Annotated in this window: 33 protein-coding genes; 26 read left to right on the top strand and 7 right to left on the bottom strand. The window is 54.1% G+C overall.

The features are described from left to right. The first annotated feature begins 23 nt into the window (after nt 1-23). The 20 genes from rplN (at nt 24) to QZ766_RS17280 (ending at nt 9750) form a co-directional block, all read left to right on the top strand. Nucleotides 24-395, top strand: coding sequence for a 50S ribosomal protein L14 (gene rplN / locus QZ766_RS17375; RefSeq protein ID WP_006120590.1), 372 nt, complete (start codon nt 24-26; stop codon nt 393-395). A gap of 10 nt (nt 396-405) precedes the next feature. After that, complete coding sequence (rplX, locus tag QZ766_RS17370) at nt 406-720, top strand: 50S ribosomal protein L24 (protein ID WP_021508218.1); 315 nt, start codon at nt 406-408, stop codon at nt 718-720. A 14-nt stretch (nt 721-734) separates the two neighbouring features. Continuing rightward, the gene (gene rplE / locus QZ766_RS17365; RefSeq protein ID WP_013510763.1) at nt 735-1274 is read left to right on the top strand and encodes a 50S ribosomal protein L5; all 540 of its coding nucleotides are present in this window, start codon (nt 735-737) and stop codon (nt 1272-1274) included. A 14-nt stretch (nt 1275-1288) separates the two neighbouring features. Next, on the top strand, nt 1289-1594 hold the full coding sequence (rpsN, locus tag QZ766_RS17360; RefSeq protein WP_010618564.1) for a 30S ribosomal protein S14: 306 nt from the start codon (nt 1289-1291) through the stop codon (nt 1592-1594). Nucleotides 1595-1626: 32 nt separating this feature from the next. Beyond that, the gene (gene rpsH, locus QZ766_RS17355; RefSeq protein ID WP_021508220.1) at nt 1627-2019 is read left to right on the top strand and encodes a 30S ribosomal protein S8; all 393 of its coding nucleotides are present in this window, start codon (nt 1627-1629) and stop codon (nt 2017-2019) included. 12 nt (nt 2020-2031) lie between these two features. Then, on the top strand, nt 2032-2565 hold the full coding sequence (gene rplF / locus QZ766_RS17350; protein ID WP_007891676.1) for a 50S ribosomal protein L6: 534 nt from the start codon (nt 2032-2034) through the stop codon (nt 2563-2565). Nucleotides 2566-2574: 9 nt separating this feature from the next. Continuing rightward, nucleotides 2575-2928 carry a 50S ribosomal protein L18 gene (gene rplR, locus QZ766_RS17345; RefSeq protein ID WP_013510760.1) on the top strand — a complete coding sequence of 118 codons (354 nt, stop codon included), beginning with the start codon at nt 2575-2577 and terminating at the stop codon, nt 2926-2928. A 14-nt stretch (nt 2929-2942) separates the two neighbouring features. Further along, the gene (gene rpsE / locus QZ766_RS17340) at nt 2943-3443 is read left to right on the top strand and encodes a 30S ribosomal protein S5 (protein WP_010618560.1); all 501 of its coding nucleotides are present in this window, start codon (nt 2943-2945) and stop codon (nt 3441-3443) included. A gap of 5 nt (nt 3444-3448) precedes the next feature. Beyond that, nucleotides 3449-3628, top strand: coding sequence for a 50S ribosomal protein L30 (rpmD, locus tag QZ766_RS17335; RefSeq protein WP_013510758.1), 180 nt, complete (start codon nt 3449-3451; stop codon nt 3626-3628). Nucleotides 3629-3631: 3 nt separating this feature from the next. Then, entirely contained in the window at nt 3632-4066 is a 435-nt protein-coding gene (rplO, locus tag QZ766_RS17330; protein ID WP_021508221.1) for a 50S ribosomal protein L15, read from the top strand. A gap of 7 nt (nt 4067-4073) precedes the next feature. Then, nucleotides 4074-5405, top strand: coding sequence for a preprotein translocase subunit SecY (gene secY, locus QZ766_RS17325; protein WP_021508222.1), 1332 nt, complete (start codon nt 4074-4076; stop codon nt 5403-5405). Nucleotides 5406-5437: 32 nt separating this feature from the next. Then, complete coding sequence (gene rpmJ, locus QZ766_RS17320; RefSeq protein WP_071813610.1) at nt 5438-5554, top strand: 50S ribosomal protein L36; 117 nt, start codon at nt 5438-5440, stop codon at nt 5552-5554. Between the two features lie 146 nt (nt 5555-5700). After that, nucleotides 5701-6057 carry a 30S ribosomal protein S13 gene (gene rpsM / locus QZ766_RS17315; protein WP_021508223.1) on the top strand — a complete coding sequence of 119 codons (357 nt, stop codon included), beginning with the start codon at nt 5701-5703 and terminating at the stop codon, nt 6055-6057. A gap of 16 nt (nt 6058-6073) precedes the next feature. After that, entirely contained in the window at nt 6074-6463 is a 390-nt protein-coding gene (gene rpsK, locus QZ766_RS17310; protein WP_004160563.1) for a 30S ribosomal protein S11, read from the top strand. 33 nt (nt 6464-6496) lie between these two features. Next, a complete protein-coding gene (gene rpsD / locus QZ766_RS17305) occupies nt 6497-7117 on the top strand; it encodes a 30S ribosomal protein S4 (protein ID WP_010618555.1) in 621 nt (206 codons plus the stop codon). A gap of 25 nt (nt 7118-7142) precedes the next feature. Beyond that, complete coding sequence (gene rpoA, locus QZ766_RS17300) at nt 7143-8132, top strand: DNA-directed RNA polymerase subunit alpha (protein ID WP_007891688.1); 990 nt, start codon at nt 7143-7145, stop codon at nt 8130-8132. 40 nt (nt 8133-8172) lie between these two features. After that, complete coding sequence (gene rplQ / locus QZ766_RS17295) at nt 8173-8559, top strand: 50S ribosomal protein L17 (protein WP_003850180.1); 387 nt, start codon at nt 8173-8175, stop codon at nt 8557-8559. A 111-nt stretch (nt 8560-8670) separates the two neighbouring features. Then, the gene (locus tag QZ766_RS17290; RefSeq protein ID WP_058776568.1) at nt 8671-9042 is read left to right on the top strand and encodes a DUF1992 domain-containing protein; all 372 of its coding nucleotides are present in this window, start codon (nt 8671-8673) and stop codon (nt 9040-9042) included. Nucleotide 9043: 1 nt separating this feature from the next. Continuing rightward, nucleotides 9044-9481, top strand: a complete 438-nt coding sequence (gene zntR / locus QZ766_RS17285; RefSeq protein ID WP_021508225.1) for a Zn(2+)-responsive transcriptional regulator — start codon at nt 9044-9046, stop codon at nt 9479-9481. 50 nt (nt 9482-9531) lie between these two features. Beyond that, nucleotides 9532-9750: a ribosome alternative rescue factor ArfA gene (locus tag QZ766_RS17280; RefSeq protein WP_021508226.1), complete on the top strand. Its 219-nt coding sequence runs from the start codon at nt 9532-9534 to the stop codon at nt 9748-9750. Nucleotides 9751-9769: 19 nt separating this feature from the next. Here the strand turns inward: QZ766_RS17280 and mscL are convergent, their stop codons facing one another. The 5 genes from mscL to def form a co-directional block, all read right to left on the bottom strand. Then, entirely contained in the window at nt 9770-10180 is a 411-nt protein-coding gene (mscL, locus tag QZ766_RS17275) for a large-conductance mechanosensitive channel protein MscL (protein WP_021508227.1), read from the bottom strand. Nucleotides 10181-10288: 108 nt separating this feature from the next. Beyond that, nucleotides 10289-11665: a Trk system potassium transporter TrkA gene (gene trkA / locus QZ766_RS17270; protein WP_021508228.1), complete on the bottom strand. Its 1377-nt coding sequence runs from the start codon at nt 11663-11665 to the stop codon at nt 10289-10291. Between the two features lie 31 nt (nt 11666-11696). Next, nucleotides 11697-12983, bottom strand: a complete 1287-nt coding sequence (rsmB, locus tag QZ766_RS17265) for a 16S rRNA (cytosine(967)-C(5))-methyltransferase RsmB (RefSeq protein WP_297204134.1) — start codon at nt 12981-12983, stop codon at nt 11697-11699. Between the two features lie 45 nt (nt 12984-13028). Continuing rightward, nucleotides 13029-13973, bottom strand: a complete 945-nt coding sequence (gene fmt / locus QZ766_RS17260; protein WP_297204132.1) for a methionyl-tRNA formyltransferase — start codon at nt 13971-13973, stop codon at nt 13029-13031. A gap of 21 nt (nt 13974-13994) precedes the next feature. Beyond that, complete coding sequence (gene def / locus QZ766_RS17255) at nt 13995-14507, bottom strand: peptide deformylase (RefSeq protein WP_021508231.1); 513 nt, start codon at nt 14505-14507, stop codon at nt 13995-13997. Nucleotides 14508-14622: 115 nt separating this feature from the next. Here def and dprA point away from each other — a divergent pair, with 115 nt between their 5' ends. Genes dprA through QZ766_RS17225 form a run of 6 tightly spaced genes read left to right on the top strand, consistent with a single transcriptional unit; the run spans nt 14623 to nt 18409 of the window. Then, the gene (gene dprA / locus QZ766_RS17250; RefSeq protein WP_150360729.1) at nt 14623-15747 is read left to right on the top strand and encodes a DNA-protecting protein DprA; all 1125 of its coding nucleotides are present in this window, start codon (nt 14623-14625) and stop codon (nt 15745-15747) included. Next, nucleotides 15719-16192, top strand: a complete 474-nt coding sequence (smg, locus tag QZ766_RS17245) for a DUF494 family protein Smg (RefSeq protein ID WP_031279836.1) — start codon at nt 15719-15721, stop codon at nt 16190-16192. Before dprA ends, smg begins: the two co-directional genes overlap by 29 nt. A gap of 24 nt (nt 16193-16216) precedes the next feature. Next, a complete protein-coding gene (locus QZ766_RS17240) occupies nt 16217-16765 on the top strand; it encodes a type I DNA topoisomerase (RefSeq protein WP_031279837.1) in 549 nt (182 codons plus the stop codon). A 2-nt stretch (nt 16766-16767) separates the two neighbouring features. Next, nucleotides 16768-17343: an L-threonylcarbamoyladenylate synthase type 1 TsaC gene (gene tsaC, locus QZ766_RS17235; RefSeq protein WP_031279838.1), complete on the top strand. Its 576-nt coding sequence runs from the start codon at nt 16768-16770 to the stop codon at nt 17341-17343. 2 nt (nt 17344-17345) lie between these two features. Further along, complete coding sequence (gene aroE / locus QZ766_RS17230) at nt 17346-18164, top strand: shikimate dehydrogenase (RefSeq protein ID WP_059011755.1); 819 nt, start codon at nt 17346-17348, stop codon at nt 18162-18164. Beyond that, on the top strand, nt 18161-18409 hold the full coding sequence (locus QZ766_RS17225; RefSeq protein ID WP_058759902.1) for a DUF1488 domain-containing protein: 249 nt from the start codon (nt 18161-18163) through the stop codon (nt 18407-18409). Before aroE ends, QZ766_RS17225 begins: the two co-directional genes overlap by 4 nt. Here QZ766_RS17225 and QZ766_RS17220 read toward each other — a convergent pair. Then, nucleotides 18385-18939, bottom strand: a complete 555-nt coding sequence (locus QZ766_RS17220) for a gamma carbonic anhydrase family protein (protein ID WP_058759903.1) — start codon at nt 18937-18939, stop codon at nt 18385-18387. The genes QZ766_RS17225 and QZ766_RS17220 overlap by 25 nt on opposite strands. Next, on the bottom strand, nt 18930-19225 hold a 296-nt coding region (locus QZ766_RS17215), incomplete at its 5' end, for a hypothetical protein (RefSeq protein ID WP_297204120.1). The genes QZ766_RS17215 and QZ766_RS17220, both read right to left, overlap by 10 nt.

The following is a 19225-nucleotide window of genomic DNA, read 5'->3' as shown; positions in this document are numbered from 1 at the left end:
GTTGACATTAGCGGAGCACTAAAATGATCCAAGAACAGACTATGCTGAACGTCGCCGACAACTCCGGTGCACGTCGCGTAATGTGTATCAAGGTTCTGGGTGGCTCGCACCGTCGCTACGCAGGCGTCGGCGATATCATCAAAGTGACCATCAAGGAAGCAATTCCGCGTGGCAAGGTGAAAAAAGGTGATGTCCTGAAAGCGGTAGTGGTGCGCACCAGGAAGGGTGTTCGTCGCCCGGACGGTTCTGTCATTCGCTTCGATGGTAATGCATGCGTTATTCTGAACAATAACAGCGAGCAGCCTATCGGAACGCGTATTTTTGGGCCGGTAACTCGTGAACTTCGTACTGAAAAGTTCATGAAAATTATCTCTCTGGCACCAGAAGTACTCTAAGGAGCGAACAATGGCAGCGAAAATCCGTCGTAACGACGAAGTTATCGTGCTTACCGGTAAAGACAAAGGTAAACGCGGTAAAGTAAAGAATGTCCTGACTTCTGGTAAGGTCATCGTTGAAGGTATCAACCTGGTTAAGAAACACCAGAAGCCGGTTCCGGCTCTGAACCAACCAGGCGGCATCGTTGAAAAAGAAGCTGCTATTCAGGTTTCTAACGTTGCAATCTTCAATGCGGCAACCGGCAAGGCTGACCGTGTAGGCTTTAGATTCGAAGACGGTAAAAAAGTCCGTTTCTTCAAGTCTAACAGCGAAACTATCAAGTAATTTGGAGTAGTACGATGGCGAAACTGCATGATTACTACAAAGACGAAGTAGTCCAGAAACTCATGACAGAGTTTGGCTACAATTCTGTCATGCAAGTCCCTCGGGTCGAGAAGATCACCCTGAACATGGGTGTTGGTGAAGCGATCGCTGACAAGAAACTGCTGGATAACGCAGCAGCTGACCTGGCAGCAATCTCCGGTCAAAAACCGCTGATCACCAAAGCACGCAAATCAGTTGCAGGCTTCAAAATCCGTCAGGGCTATCCGATCGGCTGTAAAGTAACTCTGCGTGGCGAGCGCATGTGGGAGTTCTTTGAGCGTCTGATCACTATTGCTGTACCGCGTATCCGTGACTTCCGTGGTCTGTCCGCGAAGTCTTTCGACGGTCGTGGTAACTACAGCATGGGCGTTCGTGAGCAGATCATCTTCCCAGAAATCGACTACGACAAAGTCGATCGCGTTCGTGGTTTGGATATCACCATTACCACTACTGCGAAATCTGATGATGAAGGCCGTGCTCTGCTGGCTGCCTTTGACTTCCCGTTCCGCAAGTAAGGTAGGGTTACTTAATGGCTAAGCAATCTATGAAAGCACGCGAAGTTAAGCGTGTGAAATTAGCAGACAAGTTCTTCGCAAAACGCGCTGAACTGAAAGCGATCATTTCTGATGTGAACGCATCCGACGAAGACCGTTGGAACGCCGTTCTCAAGCTGCAGAGTCTGCCGCGTGATTCCAGCCCTTCACGTCAGCGTAACCGCTGCCGTCAGACAGGTCGTCCGCACGGTTTCCTGCGGAAGTTTGGGTTGAGCCGTATCAAGGTCCGTGAAGCCGCTATGCGCGGTGAAATCCCGGGTCTGAAAAAGGCTAGCTGGTAATTGTCACCATTTGAATCACGGGAGTAACACAGATGAGCATGCAAGATCCGATCGCGGATATGCTGACCCGTATCCGTAACGGTCAGGCCGCGAACAAAGTTGCGGTCTCTATGCCTTCCTCCAAGCTGAAAGTGGCAATTGCCAACGTGCTGAAGGAAGAAGGCTATATTCAAGATTTTAAAATCGAAGGCGACATCAAGCCGGAACTGGAACTGACTCTTAAGTACTTCCAGGGTAAAGCTGTTGTAGAAAGCATTCAGCGTGTTAGCCGTCCAGGTCTGCGCATCTATAAGAAAAAAGATGAGCTGCCAAAAGTTATGGCCGGTCTGGGCATTGCTGTAATTTCTACCTCTAAAGGTGTCATGACTGATCGTGCAGCGCGCCAGGCTGGTCTTGGTGGCGAAATTATCTGCTACGTAGCGTAATCGGAGGATAAAATGTCTCGTGTTGCAAAAGCACCTGTCGTTGTTCCTGCCGGCGTAGAGGTAAAACTCAACGGTCAGGAAGTTTCGATCAAAGGCAAAAACGGCGAGCTGACTCGTACTATCAACAGTGCTGTAGAAGTTAAGCATGCAGACAACGCCCTGACTTTCGCTCCACGCGAAGGTTATGCGGATGGTTGGGCACAGGCAGGTACTGCCCGTGCGCTGCTGAACGGCATGGTTATCGGTGTTACCGAAGGCTTCACCAAGAAGCTGCAACTGGTTGGTGTTGGTTATCGTGCAGCTGTTAAAGGCAACTCTGTGAGTCTGGCCCTGGGCTTCTCTCACCCGGTTGACCATGCACTGCCGGCCGGCATCACTGCTGAATGTCCAACTCAGACTGAGATCGTGCTGAAAGGCGCTGATAAACAGCTGATTGGTCAGGTTGCAGCTGATCTGCGCGCCTACCGTCGTCCTGAGCCTTACAAAGGCAAGGGTGTTCGTTACGCCGACGAAGTCGTGCGTACCAAAGAGGCTAAGAAGAAGTAAGGTAACACTATGGATAAGAAATCTGCTCGTATCCGTCGTGCGACCCGTGCACGTCGCAAGCTCAAAGAGCTGGGTGCTACTCGCCTGGTGGTACATCGTACCCCGCGTCACATTTACGCACAGGTAATCGCCCCGAACGGTTCCGAAGTTCTGGTTGCTGCTTCTACTGTAGAAAAAGCTATCGCTGAACAACTGAAGTATACCGGTAACAAAGACGCCGCTGCAGCTGTAGGTAAAGCTCTGGCTGAGCGCGCTATCGAAAAAGGCATCAAAGATGTTTCTTTCGACCGTTCCGGTTTCCAATATCATGGTCGCGTCCAGGCACTTGCAGATGCTGCTCGTGAAGCTGGCCTTCAGTTCTAAGGTAGAGGTCTAAGATGGCACACATCGAGAAACAAGCTGGCGACCTGCAGGAAAAACTGATCGCGGTAAACCGTGTCTCTAAAACTGTGAAAGGTGGTCGTATTTTCTCCTTCACCGCTCTGACTGTAGTGGGTGATGGTAACGGCCGCGTTGGTTTTGGTTACGGTAAAGCGCGTGAAGTTCCAGCAGCGATCCAGAAAGCGATGGAAAAAGCTCGTCGCAATATGGTTAATGTCGCGCTGACTCACGGCACCCTGCAGCACCCGGTTAAAGGTGCGCACACGGGTTCTCGTGTGTTCATGCAGCCGGCTTCTGAAGGTACCGGTATCATCGCCGGCGGTGCAATGCGCGCCGTTCTGGAAGTCGCTGGAGTTCATAACGTTCTGGCTAAAGCCTATGGTTCCACCAACCCGATCAACGTGGTTCGTGCAACTATCGACGGCCTGGGCAATATGAAGTCTCCGGATATGGTTGCTGCCAAGCGTGGTAAATCCGTTGAAGAAATTCTGGGGTAATCACGATGGCTAAGACAATCAAAATTACACAAACCCGTAGCTCAATCGGCCGCCTGCCTAAGCACAAAGCCACTCTGGTTGGTCTGGGTCTGCGTCGTATTGGTCACACCGTTGAGCGTGAAGACACGCCAGCTGTACGCGGTATGATCAACGCGATTTCTTACATGCTGAAAGTGGAGGAGTAAGAGATGCGTTTAAACACTCTGTCTCCGGCCGAAGGGTCTAAACACGCTTCCAAGCGTCTGGGCCGTGGTATCGGTTCTGGCCTCGGTAAAACCGGCGGTCGTGGTCACAAAGGTCAGAAGTCTCGTTCTGGCGGTGGCGTACGTCGTGGTTTCGAGGGTGGTCAGATGCCTCTGTACCGTCGTCTGCCGAAGTTCGGCTTCACCTCGCGCAAATCATTCGTGACTGCAGAAGTGCGTCTGTCTGATCTGGCGAAAGTGGAAGGCGGTATCGTCGACCTGAACACGCTGAAAGCAGCTAACATCATCGGTGTACAGATTGAGTTCGCGAAAGTGATCCTGTCTGGTGAAGTATCTGCACCTGTTACGATTCGTGGTCTGCGTGTCACCAAAGGTGCTCGTGCTGCAATCGAAGCTGCTGGCGGTAAAATCGAGGAATAAGTAGCAGATGGCAAAGCAACCGGGATTAGATTTTCAAAGTGCCAAAGGTGGCTTTGGTGAACTGAAGCGCAGACTGTTGTTTGTAATCGGTGCACTGATTGTCTTCCGTATTGGCTCTTTTATTCCAATCCCCGGTATCGATGCCACTGTACTTGCCAAACTGCTTGAGCAACAGCGTGGCACCATCATTGAAATGTTTAACATGTTCTCTGGTGGTGCTCTCAGTCGTGCCTCAATCTTCGCGCTGGGTATTATGCCGTATATTTCGGCCTCTATTATTATCCAGCTGCTGACGGTGGTTCATCCCGCGTTGGCCGAGATTAAGAAAGAGGGTGAAGCTGGTCGTCGTAAGATCAGCCAGTACACTCGCTACGGCACACTGGTTCTGGCTATATTCCAGTCGATCGGTATTGCTACCGGTCTGCCGAATATGCCTGGAATGCAGGGCCTGGTATTAAATCCAGGCTTTGCTTTCTACTTTACCGCTGTTGTAAGTCTGGTCACCGGAACCATGTTCCTGATGTGGCTGGGCGAACAGATTACTGAACGAGGTATCGGTAACGGTATTTCAATCATTATCTTCGCGGGTATTGTTGCGGGTTTACCGCCGGCCATTGGCCATACCATCGAGCAAGCGCGGCAAGGCGACCTGCACTTCCTTCTGTTGCTGTTGGTTGCAGTTCTTGTATTTGCAGTGACGTTCTTTGTTATTTTCGTTGAGCGTGGCCAGCGCCGCATTGTGGTCAACTACGCTAAACGTCAGCAAGGTCGTCGTGTATATGCTGCACAGAGCACACATTTACCGTTGAAAGTGAACATGGCGGGCGTAATCCCAGCCATCTTTGCTTCCAGCATTATCCTGTTCCCGGCGACGATAGCATCCTGGTTCGGGGGCGGTACCGGTTGGAACTGGCTGACAACAATTTCGCTGTATTTGCAGCCAGGACAGCCGCTTTATGTGCTACTCTATGCGACTGCAATCATCTTCTTCTGTTTCTTCTACACGGCGTTGGTTTTCAACCCGCGTGAAACAGCAGATAACCTGAAGAAGTCTGGTGCATTCGTACCGGGAATTCGTCCGGGAGAGCAAACGGCGAAGTACATCGATAAAGTAATGACACGTCTGACCTTAATCGGCGCACTGTATATTACTTTTATCTGCCTGATCCCGGAGTTCATGCGTGATGCCATGAAGGTTCCCTTCTACTTTGGCGGCACCTCGCTGCTGATTGTAGTGGTTGTCATCATGGACTTTATGGCTCAAGTGCAAACTCTGATGATGTCCAGTCAGTACGAGTCTGCATTGAAGAAAGCTAACCTGAAAGGCTATGGCCGTTAATTCAGTAGCTTGAGAAGTTACGGAGAGTAAAAATGAAAGTTCGTGCTTCCGTCAAGAAATTATGTCGTAACTGCAAAATCATTCGTCGCGACGGTGTCGTACGTGTGATCTGCAGCTCCGAGCCTAAGCATAAACAGCGCCAGGGCTGATTAAGTCACATATTTTTCTTGCAAAGTCGGGTTGAGCTGGCTAGATTAGCCAGCCAATCTTTTGTATGTCGATGCGTTTCCATTTGAGTATCCTGAAAACGGGCTTTTCAGCATGGTACGCATTTATTTAATTATAGGAGTGCATAGTGGCCCGTATAGCAGGCATTAACATTCCTGATCAAAAACATACCGTTATCGCATTAACTTCGATCTTCGGTATCGGCAAAACCCGTTCTAAAGCCATCTGTGCTGAAACGGGCATCGCTGAAAATGTTAAGATCAGTGAGCTGTCTGAAGAACAAATTGATCAGCTGCGTGAAGCAGTTGGTAAATTCGTTGTTGAAGGTGATCTGCGCCGTGAAATCACCCTGAGCATCAAGCGTCTGATGGACCTTGGTTGCTACCGTGGTTTACGTCATCGTCGTGGTCTGCCGGTGCGCGGTCAGCGTACTAAGACCAACGCACGTACCCGTAAGGGTCCGCGTAAACCGATCAAGAAATAATCGGGGTGAGTAAATAATGGCAAAGGCACCAGTTCGTGCACGTAAGCGTGTAAGAAAACAAGTCTCAGATGGCGTGGCTCATGTCCATGCGTCTTTTAACAACACCATCGTTACTATTACTGATCGTCAGGGTAACGCACTGGGTTGGGCAACCGCCGGTGGTTCCGGTTTCCGCGGTTCACGTAAATCTACTCCGTTTGCTGCTCAGGTCGCTGCAGAGCGCTGTGCAGAAGCCGTGAAAGATTACGGTATTAAGAACCTGGAAGTTATGGTTAAGGGTCCGGGTCCAGGCCGCGAATCTACTATTCGTGCTCTGAACGCCGCTGGTTTCCGCATCACTAATATTACTGATGTGACTCCGATCCCTCACAACGGTTGTCGTCCGCCGAAAAAACGTCGCGTTTAACGTTCCGTTTTTTAGGTTAGTTGGAGAAAGAAAATGGCAAGATATTTGGGTCCTAAGCTCAAGCTGAGCCGTCGTGAGGGTACCGACTTATTCCTTAAGTCTGGCGTTCGCGCGATTGATTCCAAGTGCAAAATTGAACAAGCCCCTGGTCAGCATGGTGCGCGTAAACCGCGTCTGTCTGATTACGGCGGCCAGTTACGTGAAAAGCAAAAAGTTCGTCGTATCTACGGCGTGCTGGAGCGTCAGTTCCGTAACTACTATAAAGAAGCAGCGCGTCTGAAAGGCAACACCGGTGAAAACCTGTTAGCTCTGCTGGAAGGTCGTCTGGATAACGTAGTTTACCGTATGGGCTTTGGTGCCACTCGTGCAGAAGCACGTCAGCTGGTTAGCCACAAATCTGTAATGGTAAACGGTCGCGTTGTTAACATCGCTTCTTATCAGGTATCTCCGAATGATGTCGTAAGCATCCGTGAGAAAGCCAAAAAGCAATCTCGCGTGAAGGCCGCTCTGGAGCTGGCTGAGCAGCGTGAAAAGCCAACCTGGCTGGAAGTTGATGCGACTAAGATGGAAGGTGTGTTCAAGCGTATTCCTGAGCGTACCGATCTGTCTGCGGACATTAACGAACACCTGATCGTCGAGCTTTACTCTAAGTAAAGCTTAGTACCAAAGAGAGGACACAATGCAGGGTTCTGTGACAGAGTTTCTAAAACCGCGCCTGGTAGATATCGAGCAAGTGAGTTCGACGCACGCCAAGGTGACCCTTGAGCCGTTAGAGCGTGGCTTTGGCCATACTCTTGGTAACGCACTGCGCCGTATTCTGCTTTCTTCCATGCCGGGTTGCGCGGTGACCGAGGTTGAGATTGATGGCGTGCTGCACGAGTACTCCACCAAAGAGGGCGTACAGGAAGATATCCTGGAAATCCTGCTCAATCTGAAAGGGCTGGCGGTAAGAGTTCAGGGTAAAGATGAAGTCATCCTCACTCTGAATAAATCTGGCATTGGCCCTGTGACTGCAGCCGACATTACCCACGACGGTGATGTCGAAATCGTCAAGCCGCAGCATGTGATCTGCCATCTGACCGATGAAAACGCGTCTATTAGCATGCGTATCAAAGTTCAGCGTGGTCGTGGTTATGTGCCGGCTTCTGCCCGAATTCATTCGGAAGAAGATGAGCGCCCAATCGGCCGTCTGTTGGTTGACGCTTGCTACAGCCCTGTAGACCGTATCGCCTACAATGTTGAAGCAGCGCGTGTAGAACAGCGCACCGACCTGGACAAGCTGGTCATCGAAATGGAAACCAACGGCACAATCGATCCTGAAGAGGCGATTCGTCGTGCGGCAACCATCCTGGCAGAACAACTGGAAGCTTTCGTTGACTTACGTGATGTACGTCAGCCGGAAGTCAAAGAAGAGAAACCAGAATTCGATCCGATCCTGCTGCGCCCTGTTGACGATCTGGAATTGACTGTCCGCTCTGCTAACTGCCTCAAGGCAGAAGCTATCCACTACATCGGTGATCTGGTACAGCGTACCGAGGTTGAGCTGCTTAAAACGCCTAACCTGGGTAAAAAATCTCTTACCGAGATTAAAGACGTGCTCGCATCACGTGGTCTGTCTCTGGGCATGCGCCTGGAAAACTGGCCACCGGCAAGCATTGCTGATGAATAACCGGATCGCAGGTTAAGGTTTCACTGAGAAGGATAAGGTCATGCGCCATCGTAAGAGTGGTCGTCAACTGAACCGCAACAGCAGCCATCGTCAGGCTATGTTCCGCAACATGGCTGGTTCTCTGGTTCGTCATGAGATCATTAAGACGACTCTGCCGAAAGCCAAAGAGCTGCGTCGCGTAGTTGAGCCGCTGATTACTCTTGCCAAGACCGACAGCGTAGCTAATCGTCGTCTGGCATTCGCCCGTACTCGTGATAACGAGATCGTGGCAAAACTGTTTAACGAGCTGGGCCCGCGTTTCGCGAGCCGTGCCGGTGGTTACACTCGCATTCTGAAGTGTGGCTTCCGTGCTGGTGACAACGCTCCGATGGCATACATCGAGCTGGTTGATCGTCCAGAAGCTCAAGCAGAAGCTGCTGCAGAGTAATTTGCAGTAACGTAAAAAACCCGCTTCGGCGGGTTTTTTATTGCCTGTCATTTCTTCCCATTTCCCCTCCATTCGCTATGCTGTTGGCAGACATGCCTGCAGGAGGTTTCTATGTGGCTTATCGATCAGCTGGCTGAGCAACACATCCGCGCCGCTCAGGAAAAGGGCGAGCTGAGCAATCTGCCTGGTGAAGGTGCGCCGCTCACGCTGGACGATGACAGTGGTGTGCCGGCGGAATTGCGCAGTGCCTGGCGACTGCTGAAAAACGCCGGTTATCTCCCACCGGAACTGGAGATGCGCCGCGACGCACTGGCACTGAGCGATCTGCTTCGCGAACTCGATCCTGATGACAGCGAGGCGCGCGAACTGGCCAAACGGCTGACATTGCTGGAAATGAAGCTGCAGCAGGCCGGCATGAGCACCGATTTTCTGCGTGGCGAATACCGCCCGGCGATCGGTCAGCGGCTACAGCAGGAGAAATAATATGTATCGCATTGGCCAGCTGGCAAAACTGGCGGACGTGACGCCGGACACCATTCGCTTTTATGAAAAGCAGCAGATGATGGATCATGAGGTACGCACCGAGGGTGGCTTCCGCCTGTACAGCGATAACGATCTGCAGCGCCTGCGTTTTATCCGTTACGGCCGGCAGCTTGGTTTCAGCCTGGAATCGATCCGCGACCTGCTGTCGATCCGCATCGATCCAGAGCATCATACCTGTGAAGAGTCAAAAGCGATCGTGGCGAAACGGCTGGATGAGGTGAACAGTATGATTGGCGAACTGCAAACCATTCAGCGCTCACTGCAACGGCTGGCGGAAACCTGCTGTGGCGACCGCCACAGTAGCGCCTGCTGTTCGATCCTCGAGGCACTGGAAACCGGTGAAGATCCGCATCCTGAAATTTGTTGTAGCAAGGATTGAATTCTGGCGCACAGGGACTATAGTTGCGCCATCACTAACCGGAGGACGATATGAGTCACTATCAGCATCGAAAAGGCAAAATTAACGATAACGCCCTGGAAGCCCTGTTACACGATCCGCTGTATCGCCAGCGAGTTGAGCGCAATCAGAAGGGGAAAGGCAGCTACCGGCGTAAAGATAAACACGCGAAGGGAGCGAATCAGGAGGCCAGCGGTAAGCAACAGTGTTTACCTCTGGCCTTCTGCTTTAGTGACAAAAAAGCCGCCTGAAACGGGCGGCTTTTATTTATCACACTTTATTATTTTGTTGCTTAAGCAGGTCGCGAATCTCGGTCAGCAGCACTTCTTCATTGGTCGGTTTAGGCGCTGGTTTTTCCACTTCTTTCTTTTTATACAGTTTATTCATTACTTTGATGGCAATGAAGATAGCAAACGCCACGATGATGAAATCAAATACCGTCTGAATAAAGTTACCGTATTCCATCACCACCGCGGGGATATCGCCTTCTGCTGGCTTGAGTACCCATTTAAACTGCTTAAAGTCGACGCCGCCAATCAGTAAACCGAGCGGTGGCATAATGATGTTCGCAACCAGTGACGATACGATCTTACCGAACGCAGCACCGATGATCACACCGACCGCCAGGTCCACCACGTTGCCACGCATCGCAAAATCACGAAACTCTTTGAATAAACTCATTGTTATCTCCTTGCCTTGGCCAATGGCTAAAGTCTAACAAACCTTCGTGTAATTGCCATTATAACAATGGATTAAACACCACTCTCACTGCAGCCCAATCACAACGCGTTACAGGAAGAACGGGCTCGGCTGGAACAGACGCTCAACGTCCGGCACAAACTTTTTGTCGGTGAGGAACATGATCACGTGGTCGCCTTGCTCAATACGCACATTATCATTGGCGATGATCACGTCATCACCACGCACCACCGCGCCGATAATGGTGCCCGGCGGCAGTTTAATATCTTCAATCAGGCGGCCGACCACGCGCGAAGTGGTTTCATCACCGTGGGCAATGGCCTCGATGGCTTCTGCAATACCGCGGCGCAGTGAAGAGACGCCGACAATATCGGCTTTGCGCACGTGGCCAAGCAGCGCAGAAATCGTGGCCTGCTGCGGTGAGATCGCAATATCGATCACGCTGCCCTGCACCAGATCGACATAGGCGCGACGCTGGATCAGCACCATTACCTTTTTCGCGCCCATCTTTTTGGCCAGCATCGCTGACATGATATTGGCTTCATCGTCGTTGGTGACGGCGATAAACAGATCGACCTGATCGACATGCTCTTCTGCCAGCAATTCCTGATCCGAGGCATCGCCATAGAACACGATGGTATCCTGCAGATGTTCAGCCAGTTCAGCTGCGCGCTGCTGATTACGTTCAATCAGTTTAACGCTGTACTGCTTCTCAAGCCGCTGCGCCAGGCCAAAGCCGATATTACCGCCGCCGACCAGCATAATGCGTTTATAGGGCTTTTCGAGCCGCTGCATCTCGCTCATCACCGCACGAATATGCTGACTGGCGGCAATAAAAAACACTTCATCGCCAGCTTCGACGATCGTCGATCCCTGCGGGCGGATCGGGCGATCCTGACGGAAAATGGCGGCTACGCGGGTATCGATATGCGGCATGTGTTCACGCAGGATCGACAGTGGATTGCCCACCAGCGGTCCACCGTAATAGGCTTTGACCACTGCCAGGCTGACTTTGCCCTCGGCAAAATTCACCACCTGCAGCGCGCCAGGGTACTGAATCAGCCGATAGATGTTGTCGATCACCAGCTGCTCGGGCGAGATCAAATGGTCGATGGGCACCGCTTCCGGCACAAACAGCTTTTCCGCATCGCGCAGATAATCGGCGGCGCGGATACGGGCAATGCGGTTTGGCGTGTTAAACAGCGAGTAAGCAATCTGACAGGCAATCATGTTGGTTTCGTCAGAACTGGTGACCGCCACCAGCATATCCGCATCTTCGGCGCCGGCTTCACGCAACACGCGCGGGTGCGAACCATGGCCCTGCACCACGCGCAGGTCAAACTTATCCTGCAGCACGCGTAAGCGTGAGGGATCGCTATCAACCACGGTGATGTCATTGTTTTCGCCCACCAGGTTTTCGGCGAGCGTGCCGCCCACCTGGCCGGCGCCGAGGATAATAATTTTCATGGATACGTTGCTCTTGTCACTGTGCGCTGCACTATTTTTTCATCAGCTTAGCGTAGAAGAAACCGTCGCCGCCATCGATGGCAGGGAAAACCTGCCAGCCGTTAAGTTGCCCCTGTGGCAGTGCCTGCGGCACCGCATCGTCATGCGTCGCGAGGAAAGCATCGATCTGCTGCTGGTTCTCCTGCGGCAGCACTGAGCAGGTGGCATAAAGCAGCGTACCGCCCGATTTCAGGCGTGGCCAGATGGCCGCCAGAATCTCACGCTGTAGCGCGGCGAGTTCGTCGATATCGCGATCGCGGCGTAGCCATTTGATATCCGGATGGCGTCGAATAACGCCGGTGGCCGAGCAGGGCGCATCCAGCAGGATGCGGTCGAATTGCTGCTCGCCGCACCAGGCCGCTGGCGTGCGGCCATCGCCCTGACGCACGTCAGCCTGCATCCCCAGACGCTGCAGGTTTTCCGTCACGCGCGACAGGCGCTGCGCATCGATATCCACCGCCATCACGCGGGCCTGCGGCGCAATTTCGAGAATATGGGTGGTTTTGCCGCCGGGCGCAGCGCACAGGTCGAGAATGGTTTCGCCGTTTTCCGGCGCCAGCAGCAGGGCACAACGCTGAGCAGAGAGATCCTGCACCGTCACCCAGCCCTGCTCAAAGCCTGGCAGCTGACTGACCGGAGCCGGTGCTTCAAGACGCAGCGCATCCGGCGCGTCAGCACTAAACGCATTTTGATTCTGCTGGGTTAATAGCGCCAGCCAGGCGTCACGGCTGTGATGCTGACGATTCACGCGCAGCCACATTGGCGGTCGCTGATTGTTGGCTTCCACAATCTGCTGCCACTGCTCCGGCCACGCGGTCTGCAGCCGTTTCAGCAGCCAGCCCGGATGCCAGTAGCGCTGCGGGCCCTGATTGACCTCCGCCAGCAGTGCGTCCTGCTGGCGCTGGAACTGACGCAGCACGCCGTTAAGCAAGCCTTTCAGATTTGCCCGCTTCAGTGCTTCAGCCCCGGCTACGGTTTCGGCCAGCGCGGCGTGCGGCGGAACGCGGGTATACAGCAGCTGATACAGGCCCACCATGATCAGATAGTGCAGCACGCGCTGTTTGCCGGTTAACGGCCGCGCCATCAGCTTATTAATCAACGCTTCCAGCTGCGGCAGCGTGCGCGTCACGCCAAAACACAACTCCTGCAGCAGCGCGCCATCGTTGTTTGCCAGCGTTTTTTGCGCAGCGGGCAGAATCGCGCTCAGCGATTCCCCTTTATCCACCACGCGTTCAATTAGTTGCGCGGCAAAGCTGCGCAGGTTGGTCGCTTTTTTCATATTCATTCATCAAACAAAAAGCCCGGCGGAGACCGGGCTGGAGAATCAGGCCAGAACGGTGCCGGGTGTAAACCATTCACGACGCGAATTGAGCAGATCCTGCGCCGCCATGGCTTTTTTGCCGGCAGGCTGCAGTGAGAGCAGATTCAGCACGCCGTCGACGGTAGCAATCTGGATGCCGTGTTTGTCCGCCTGCAGAATTTCTCCCGGCTGGGCGCTGCGGTGCGGTAATACGCTGGCCTGCCAGACTTTGACCGGCTGATCGTCAATGAGGAAATAACTCACCGGCCACGGATTGAAGGCGCGAATGCACCGTTCCAGCTGAACAGCGGAGAGCGACCAGTCAAGACGTGCCTCTTCTTTGCTGAGCTTTTCCGCGTAAGTTACCAGGGTCTCATCCTGCACTTCGGACTGCGCGCTGCCGGCGGCCAGCAGACTGAGCGTGGTCAGCATCCCCTGCGGGCCCAGCTGCGCCAGCTTGTCGTACAGCGATGCGCTGGTATCGTCGGCATTAATCGGGCAGGTTATTTTGTGCAGCATATCGCCGGTATCCAGACCCACGTCCATCTGCATGATGGTCACACCGGTTTCGTTATCGCCGGCCCACAGTGAGCGCTGAATCGGCGCCGCACCGCGCCAGCGCGGCAGCAGCGAGCCGTGTACGTTGATGCAGCCAAGGCGCGGCATCGTCAGCACCGCCTGAGGCAGGATCAGACCATAAGCGACGACCACCATCACATCAGCCTGCAGTCCGGCAACCAGCTGCTGATTCTCTTCCGGCTTCAGGGACTTTGGCTGAAACACGGGGATATCATGCGCCTGAGCCAGCACTTTTACCGGGCCCGGCGTGAGTTTATTGCCACGTCCGGCAGGGCGGTCGGGCTGAGTAAAGACGCCAACCACCTGATGCTCAGAAGCAAGCAGCGCGTCGAGATGACGCGCTGCGAAGTCAGGAGTACCGGCAAAGATGATTTTTAACGGTGCAGACACAGTTCAACCTTCTGTTCGCTATCAGGATGCGCGCGCATTCTGGCGGGCCAGTTTTTCCAGTTTCTGTTTAATACGCTGACGCTTCAGCGGCGACAGATAATCAATAAACAGTTTACCGTCGAGATGGTCGATCTCATGCTGAATGCAGATCGCCAGCAGACCGTCGGTTTCCAGCTCGAAGCTGTTACCGTCGCGATCCAGCGCGCGCACTTTGACCCGCTCGGCACGCGGCACAAACGCCCGCTGTTCCGGGATCGACAGGCAACCCTCTTCGATACCGGTTTCGCCGCTTTTTTCCAGCAGCTCCGGGTTAATCAGCACCAGGCGCTCTTCGCGGCTTTCAGAAACATCAATCACGATGATGCGCTGGTGAATATCCACCTGCGTCGCCGCCAGACCAATGCCTTCTTCGGCGTACATGGTCTCAAACATATCGTCGACAATACGCTGAACGTCAGCATTCACAGCCGCAACGGGTGCAGCAATTTTGCGAAGGCGATCGTCAGGGAAATGTAATACCTGCAAAACTGACATAAATATCCAGATCTGTATGCGTTAAAGAAAAGATTACTGCCTCATATTGTAGACTTTTTGGGGCCTGATTGACAGCATTGTGCCGCATCAGAGCACGGCTGACAGGGAGCGCAGCATGGAACGCAGTGAAAGGATTATCAGGCTGACTTACGTCTGGGGTTTAAGCGGTGAGCGCGCCCGTCAGTTCATCATGGCGCTTCTGGCCGCCAGCCACATTGACGACGCGTGGCTGCAGCAGCACGGGCTGGACGACACGCAGCGGCAGCAGTTTCTCGCCCTCTGTCCACGCCAGCTGGAAAAAACGCAGCGCTGGCTGCAACAGGCGCAACATCATCTGATTGCCTGCACCGATGCACATTATCCCGCCCGTTTGCGGGAAATCAGCCGCTATCCGGCTGCCCTTTATATAGCGGGTGACCTCTCTGCACTCGCGACACCGCAACTGGCGGTGGTCGGCAGTCGTCACTGTTCGCCGTATGGCAGAGAATGGGGCAGCTGGTTTACCCAGCAGCTGGCGCTAAGCGGTTTGACCATCACCAGCGGGCTGGCGCGCGGTATTGATGGCGTGGCGCATCGTGCCGCGCTGGAAGTGCAGGGCAAAACTCTGGCCGTGCTGGGCAGCGGGCTGAATCATCTCTATCCGAAAAGCCATCAGCCGCTGGCACAGGAGATCATCGCCAGCGGCGGCGCGCTGGTTTCAGAACTGCCGCTGTCGATGGCGCCCCATGCGGTAAATTTCCCGCGGCGTAATCGTATTATCAGCGGCCTGAGTCATGGCGTGCTGGTGGTTGAAGCGTCGCTGAAGAGTGGCTCGCTGGTAACGGCGCGCTATGCGCTGGAACAAAACCGTAACGTGTATGCGCTGCCTGGCGCACTGGGTAACCCTGGCTGTGAAGGCACGCACTGGCTGATTCAGCAGGGGGCGCTGCTGGTGGCGCATCCCAACAATATCCTTGAGGATTTGCATTCTGCCCTGCAATGGTTGCCGGCCAGCATCTCAGAAACAATATATTCACAACTCAGTGATGATGTGCCATTGCCATTTCCCAGCGTGTTGGCTAACGTAGGTGATGAGGTTACACCTGTTGACGTCGTCGCTGAACGTGCCGGCCAACCTGTGCCAGTTATCGCAGCGCAATTGCTGGAGCTGGAGTTAGCAGGATGGATCGCAGCTGTACCCGGCGGCTATGTCCGATTGAGGAGGGCATGCCATGTTCGACGTACTTATGTACTTGTTTGAGACGTATATCCACAACGAGGCTGAAATGCGCGTTGACCAGGATAAATTGACCGATGACTTAACCGATGCCGGTTTTCATCGCGAAGATATCTATAATGCGTTGAATTGGCTTGAGCGGTTAGCGGATTATCAGGATGGCCTGGTCGCGCCAGTGTTGCTGGCTAACGATCCGCTCTCCATGCGAATCTACACGGAAGAAGAGAGCCAGCGTTTAGATGCCGAGTGTCGTGGTTTTATTCTGTTCCTGGAGCAAATCCAGGTGCTGAATATGGAAACGCGCGAAATGGTCATCGAACGGGTTATGGCGCTTGATACGCTGGAATTCGATCTGGAAGATCTCAAATGGGTGGTGCTGATGGTGCTATTTAACATCCCCGGCTGTGAAAATGCCTATCAGCAGATGGAAGAACTGTTATTCGACGTCAATGAAGGTATGCTGCATTAATTTGCGATTAATGCATTCGGTAATATGAGTAAACCAGCACTATTTACCGTGCGTAAACACGATCCCTGCCCCGCCTGCGGGGCAGAATTAGTGATACGTGCCGGCAAACACGGGCCTTTTCTCGGCTGTGTGAATTATCCAACCTGCGACTATATCCGCCCGCTGAAAAGTCAGGGTGATGGCCATATTGTCAAAGTGCTGGAAGGCCATGCCTGCCCGCAGTGTGGTGCGGACAAAGTGCTGCGCCAGGGGCGATTCGGCATGTTTGTCGGCTGTAGCCACTATCCGGAGTGTGATTACACGGAAACCATCGATAAGCCGGACGAAACCGCAATTGCCTGCCCGCAGTGCGCCAGCGGCAAGCTGGTGCAGCGCCGTTCACGCTATGGCAAAACCTTCCATGCCTGCGATCGTTATCCCGACTGCCAGTTCGCGATCAACGCCACGCCGCTGGAAGGTGTCTGCCCCCATTGCCAGTTCCCGTTATTAATAGAAAAGAAAACCGCACAGGGCATGAAGCGCTTCTGCGCCAGCAAACGCTGCGGCAAGCCCATCGCCCAGGATGAAGAGTGATCATGAACCAGAGCCAGCATGCACCCGGAAGCCTCGACTTCTGCATCGAACAACTTCAGCAACAGCAAGTGATTGCTTACCCTACCGAAGCCGTATTCGGCCTTGGCTGCGATCCGGACAGCGAAAGCGCGGTGATGGCCCTGCTGGCACTGAAACAGCGCCCGGTAGAAAAGGGTCTGATCCTGATCGCCGCTGATTATGCGCAGCTCGAGCCTTATATTGCCGATCGCGAACTCACCGTGCTGCAGCGCGAACGTATGTTTGCCAGCTGGCCGGGTCCGGTCACCTATGTGGTGCCTGCTTCGCCGCATACGCCGCGCTGGTTAACCGGCCGCTTTGATTCGCTGGCGATTCGCGTCAGCGATCATCCGCAGGTTCAGGCGCTGTGTCGCGGATTTGGCAAGCCGCTGGTCTCGACCAGCGCGAATTTAACCGGTCAGCCGCCGTGCCGCAGCGCCGCCGAAGTGGCAGAGCAGTTTGGCTCGCAGTTTCCGGTATTGCAGGCGGCCACCGGCGGTCGCCTGAATCCTTCTGAAATCCGCGATGCCATCAGCGGTGAACTCATTCGTCAGGGCTGATTATGGAAAAGTTTGCCGTTTTTGGTCATCCCATCGCCCACAGCAAATCTCCGTTTATTCACGCCGCTTTTGCTGAGCAGACCGGTATTGAACATCCTTACGGACGCATCTGCGCACCGCTGGAAGGGTTCCCGCAGGCGATAGAGGCGTTTTTTGCGGCCGGTGGCAAAGGCGCCAATGTTACGCTGCCGTTTAAACAGCAGGCATGGGAATTCGCGGATGAGCTCAGCGAGCGCGCGGCATTATCCGGCGCGGTAAATACCTTAAAGAAGAGAGCCGATGGTTCGATTCTGGGTGATAACACGGACGGCATCGGCCTGCTGAGCGATCTGCAACGGCTGCTGCTGATCCGGCCGGGCGATCGCATTCTGCTGGTGGGTGCGGGCGGAGCGGCGCGTGGGGTGATCCTGCCGCTGCTCTCGACGGGCTGCGCGCTGGTGGTAGTTAACCGCACGGCAGAACGCGCGCAACAGCTGGCTGAGCTTTTCCAGCACAGTGGGGCGATCCAGGCGATGAGTTTTGATCAACTGGCCGGCGAACGTTTTGATCTGATCATCAATGCCACCTCCAGCGGCGTAGCGGGCGACGTGCCGCCGCTGCCGGTTACGCTGATTGATGCGCAGGTGCGCTGTTACGACATGTTTTATCAGCAGGGGCTGACGCCATTTCTGGCGTGGTGCCAGCAGCACGGCACACAGCAGCTGGCGGATGGACTTGGCATGCTGGTGGGCCAGGCGGCGCATGCGTTTCAGCTGTGGCATGGTGTTATGCCGGAGATCGCGCCGGTCATCGATCAACTTAAACAGGCGATGCAGGCATGAACCAGGCTATCCAGTTTCCCGATCGGGAAAGCTGGGACGCAGTCCGGCAGGCGGTGCTGTTCCCGGTATTAGTGAATGGTATGGGACTGACCTGCGCAATATCGCTGCCGGCGCTGCAGCAGCGTTTTGGTGCCGGAGAGGCGATGGCGCTGTTTAGCGCGCATCGCTGGGATCTGGAGGAAGAGGCCGAGCAGTTGCTCCGGGCGGAACAGGCCGACGATCAGGGCTGGCTGTGGCTGCCCTGAGCCAGATATTCATCTTTCCAGCCGACATAATTGCTGGCGGAGTAAAGCAGTCCGGCTATTTCCGCTTCGCTTAGTGGTCTGATCTGCTTCACCGGGCTGCCTAAATAGAGATAGCCGCTTTGCAGGCGTTTACCGGGTGGCACCAGGCTGCCGGCGCCAATCATCACCTCATCTTCGACGATCGCACCATCCAGCAGGATCGAGCCCATACCCACCAGTACGCGGTTGCCAATGGTGCAGCCATGCAGCATTGCTTTATGGCCCACCGTTACGTCTTCACCGATGATCAATGGAAAGCCATCGGGATTACTGCTGGATTTATGCGTAACGTGCAGCACGCTGCCATCCTGGATATTGCTGCGTTTACCAATCACCACTTTATTCACGTCACCGCGAATTGCTACCAGTGGCCAGATGCTGACATCATCAGCCAGCTCGACTTCGCCAACGACCACGCTGCTGCTATCCACCATCACGCGCTCACCGGTGTGGGGAATATGTTGCTTATAAGGGCGCAGGGCTACAGACATTCTATTTCTCCTTTTCTGATGTTTCCCGCTAGCCTGCGGCTTCCGGTGCGGGTAAACAAGCTGATTTTTGCGCGGATCGCTCGCGATCGCAGCGAAAAGAGTGAAAACTCGCCAGTCGATAAAAAAGATCGAAAAAAGGGGTTGTGCAAAAAATCCGGATCCCTATAATGCGCCACCACTGAGACGGCAAAGCGGCAACGCAGGCGGCTCAGCAGGGCGTGAAGCGATTCACCCCGCCGGAGAAAAACGCTGAAAAAAGTGTTTGACTCTGAAGGAGGAAAGCGTA

This window comes from uncultured Pluralibacter sp. (assembly GCF_913775985.1).
GTDB lineage: Bacteria > Pseudomonadota > Gammaproteobacteria > Enterobacterales > Enterobacteriaceae > Pluralibacter.
The sequence above is the reverse complement of the archived record's forward strand: the minus strand, read 5'-3'. Positions and strand labels throughout refer to the sequence as shown.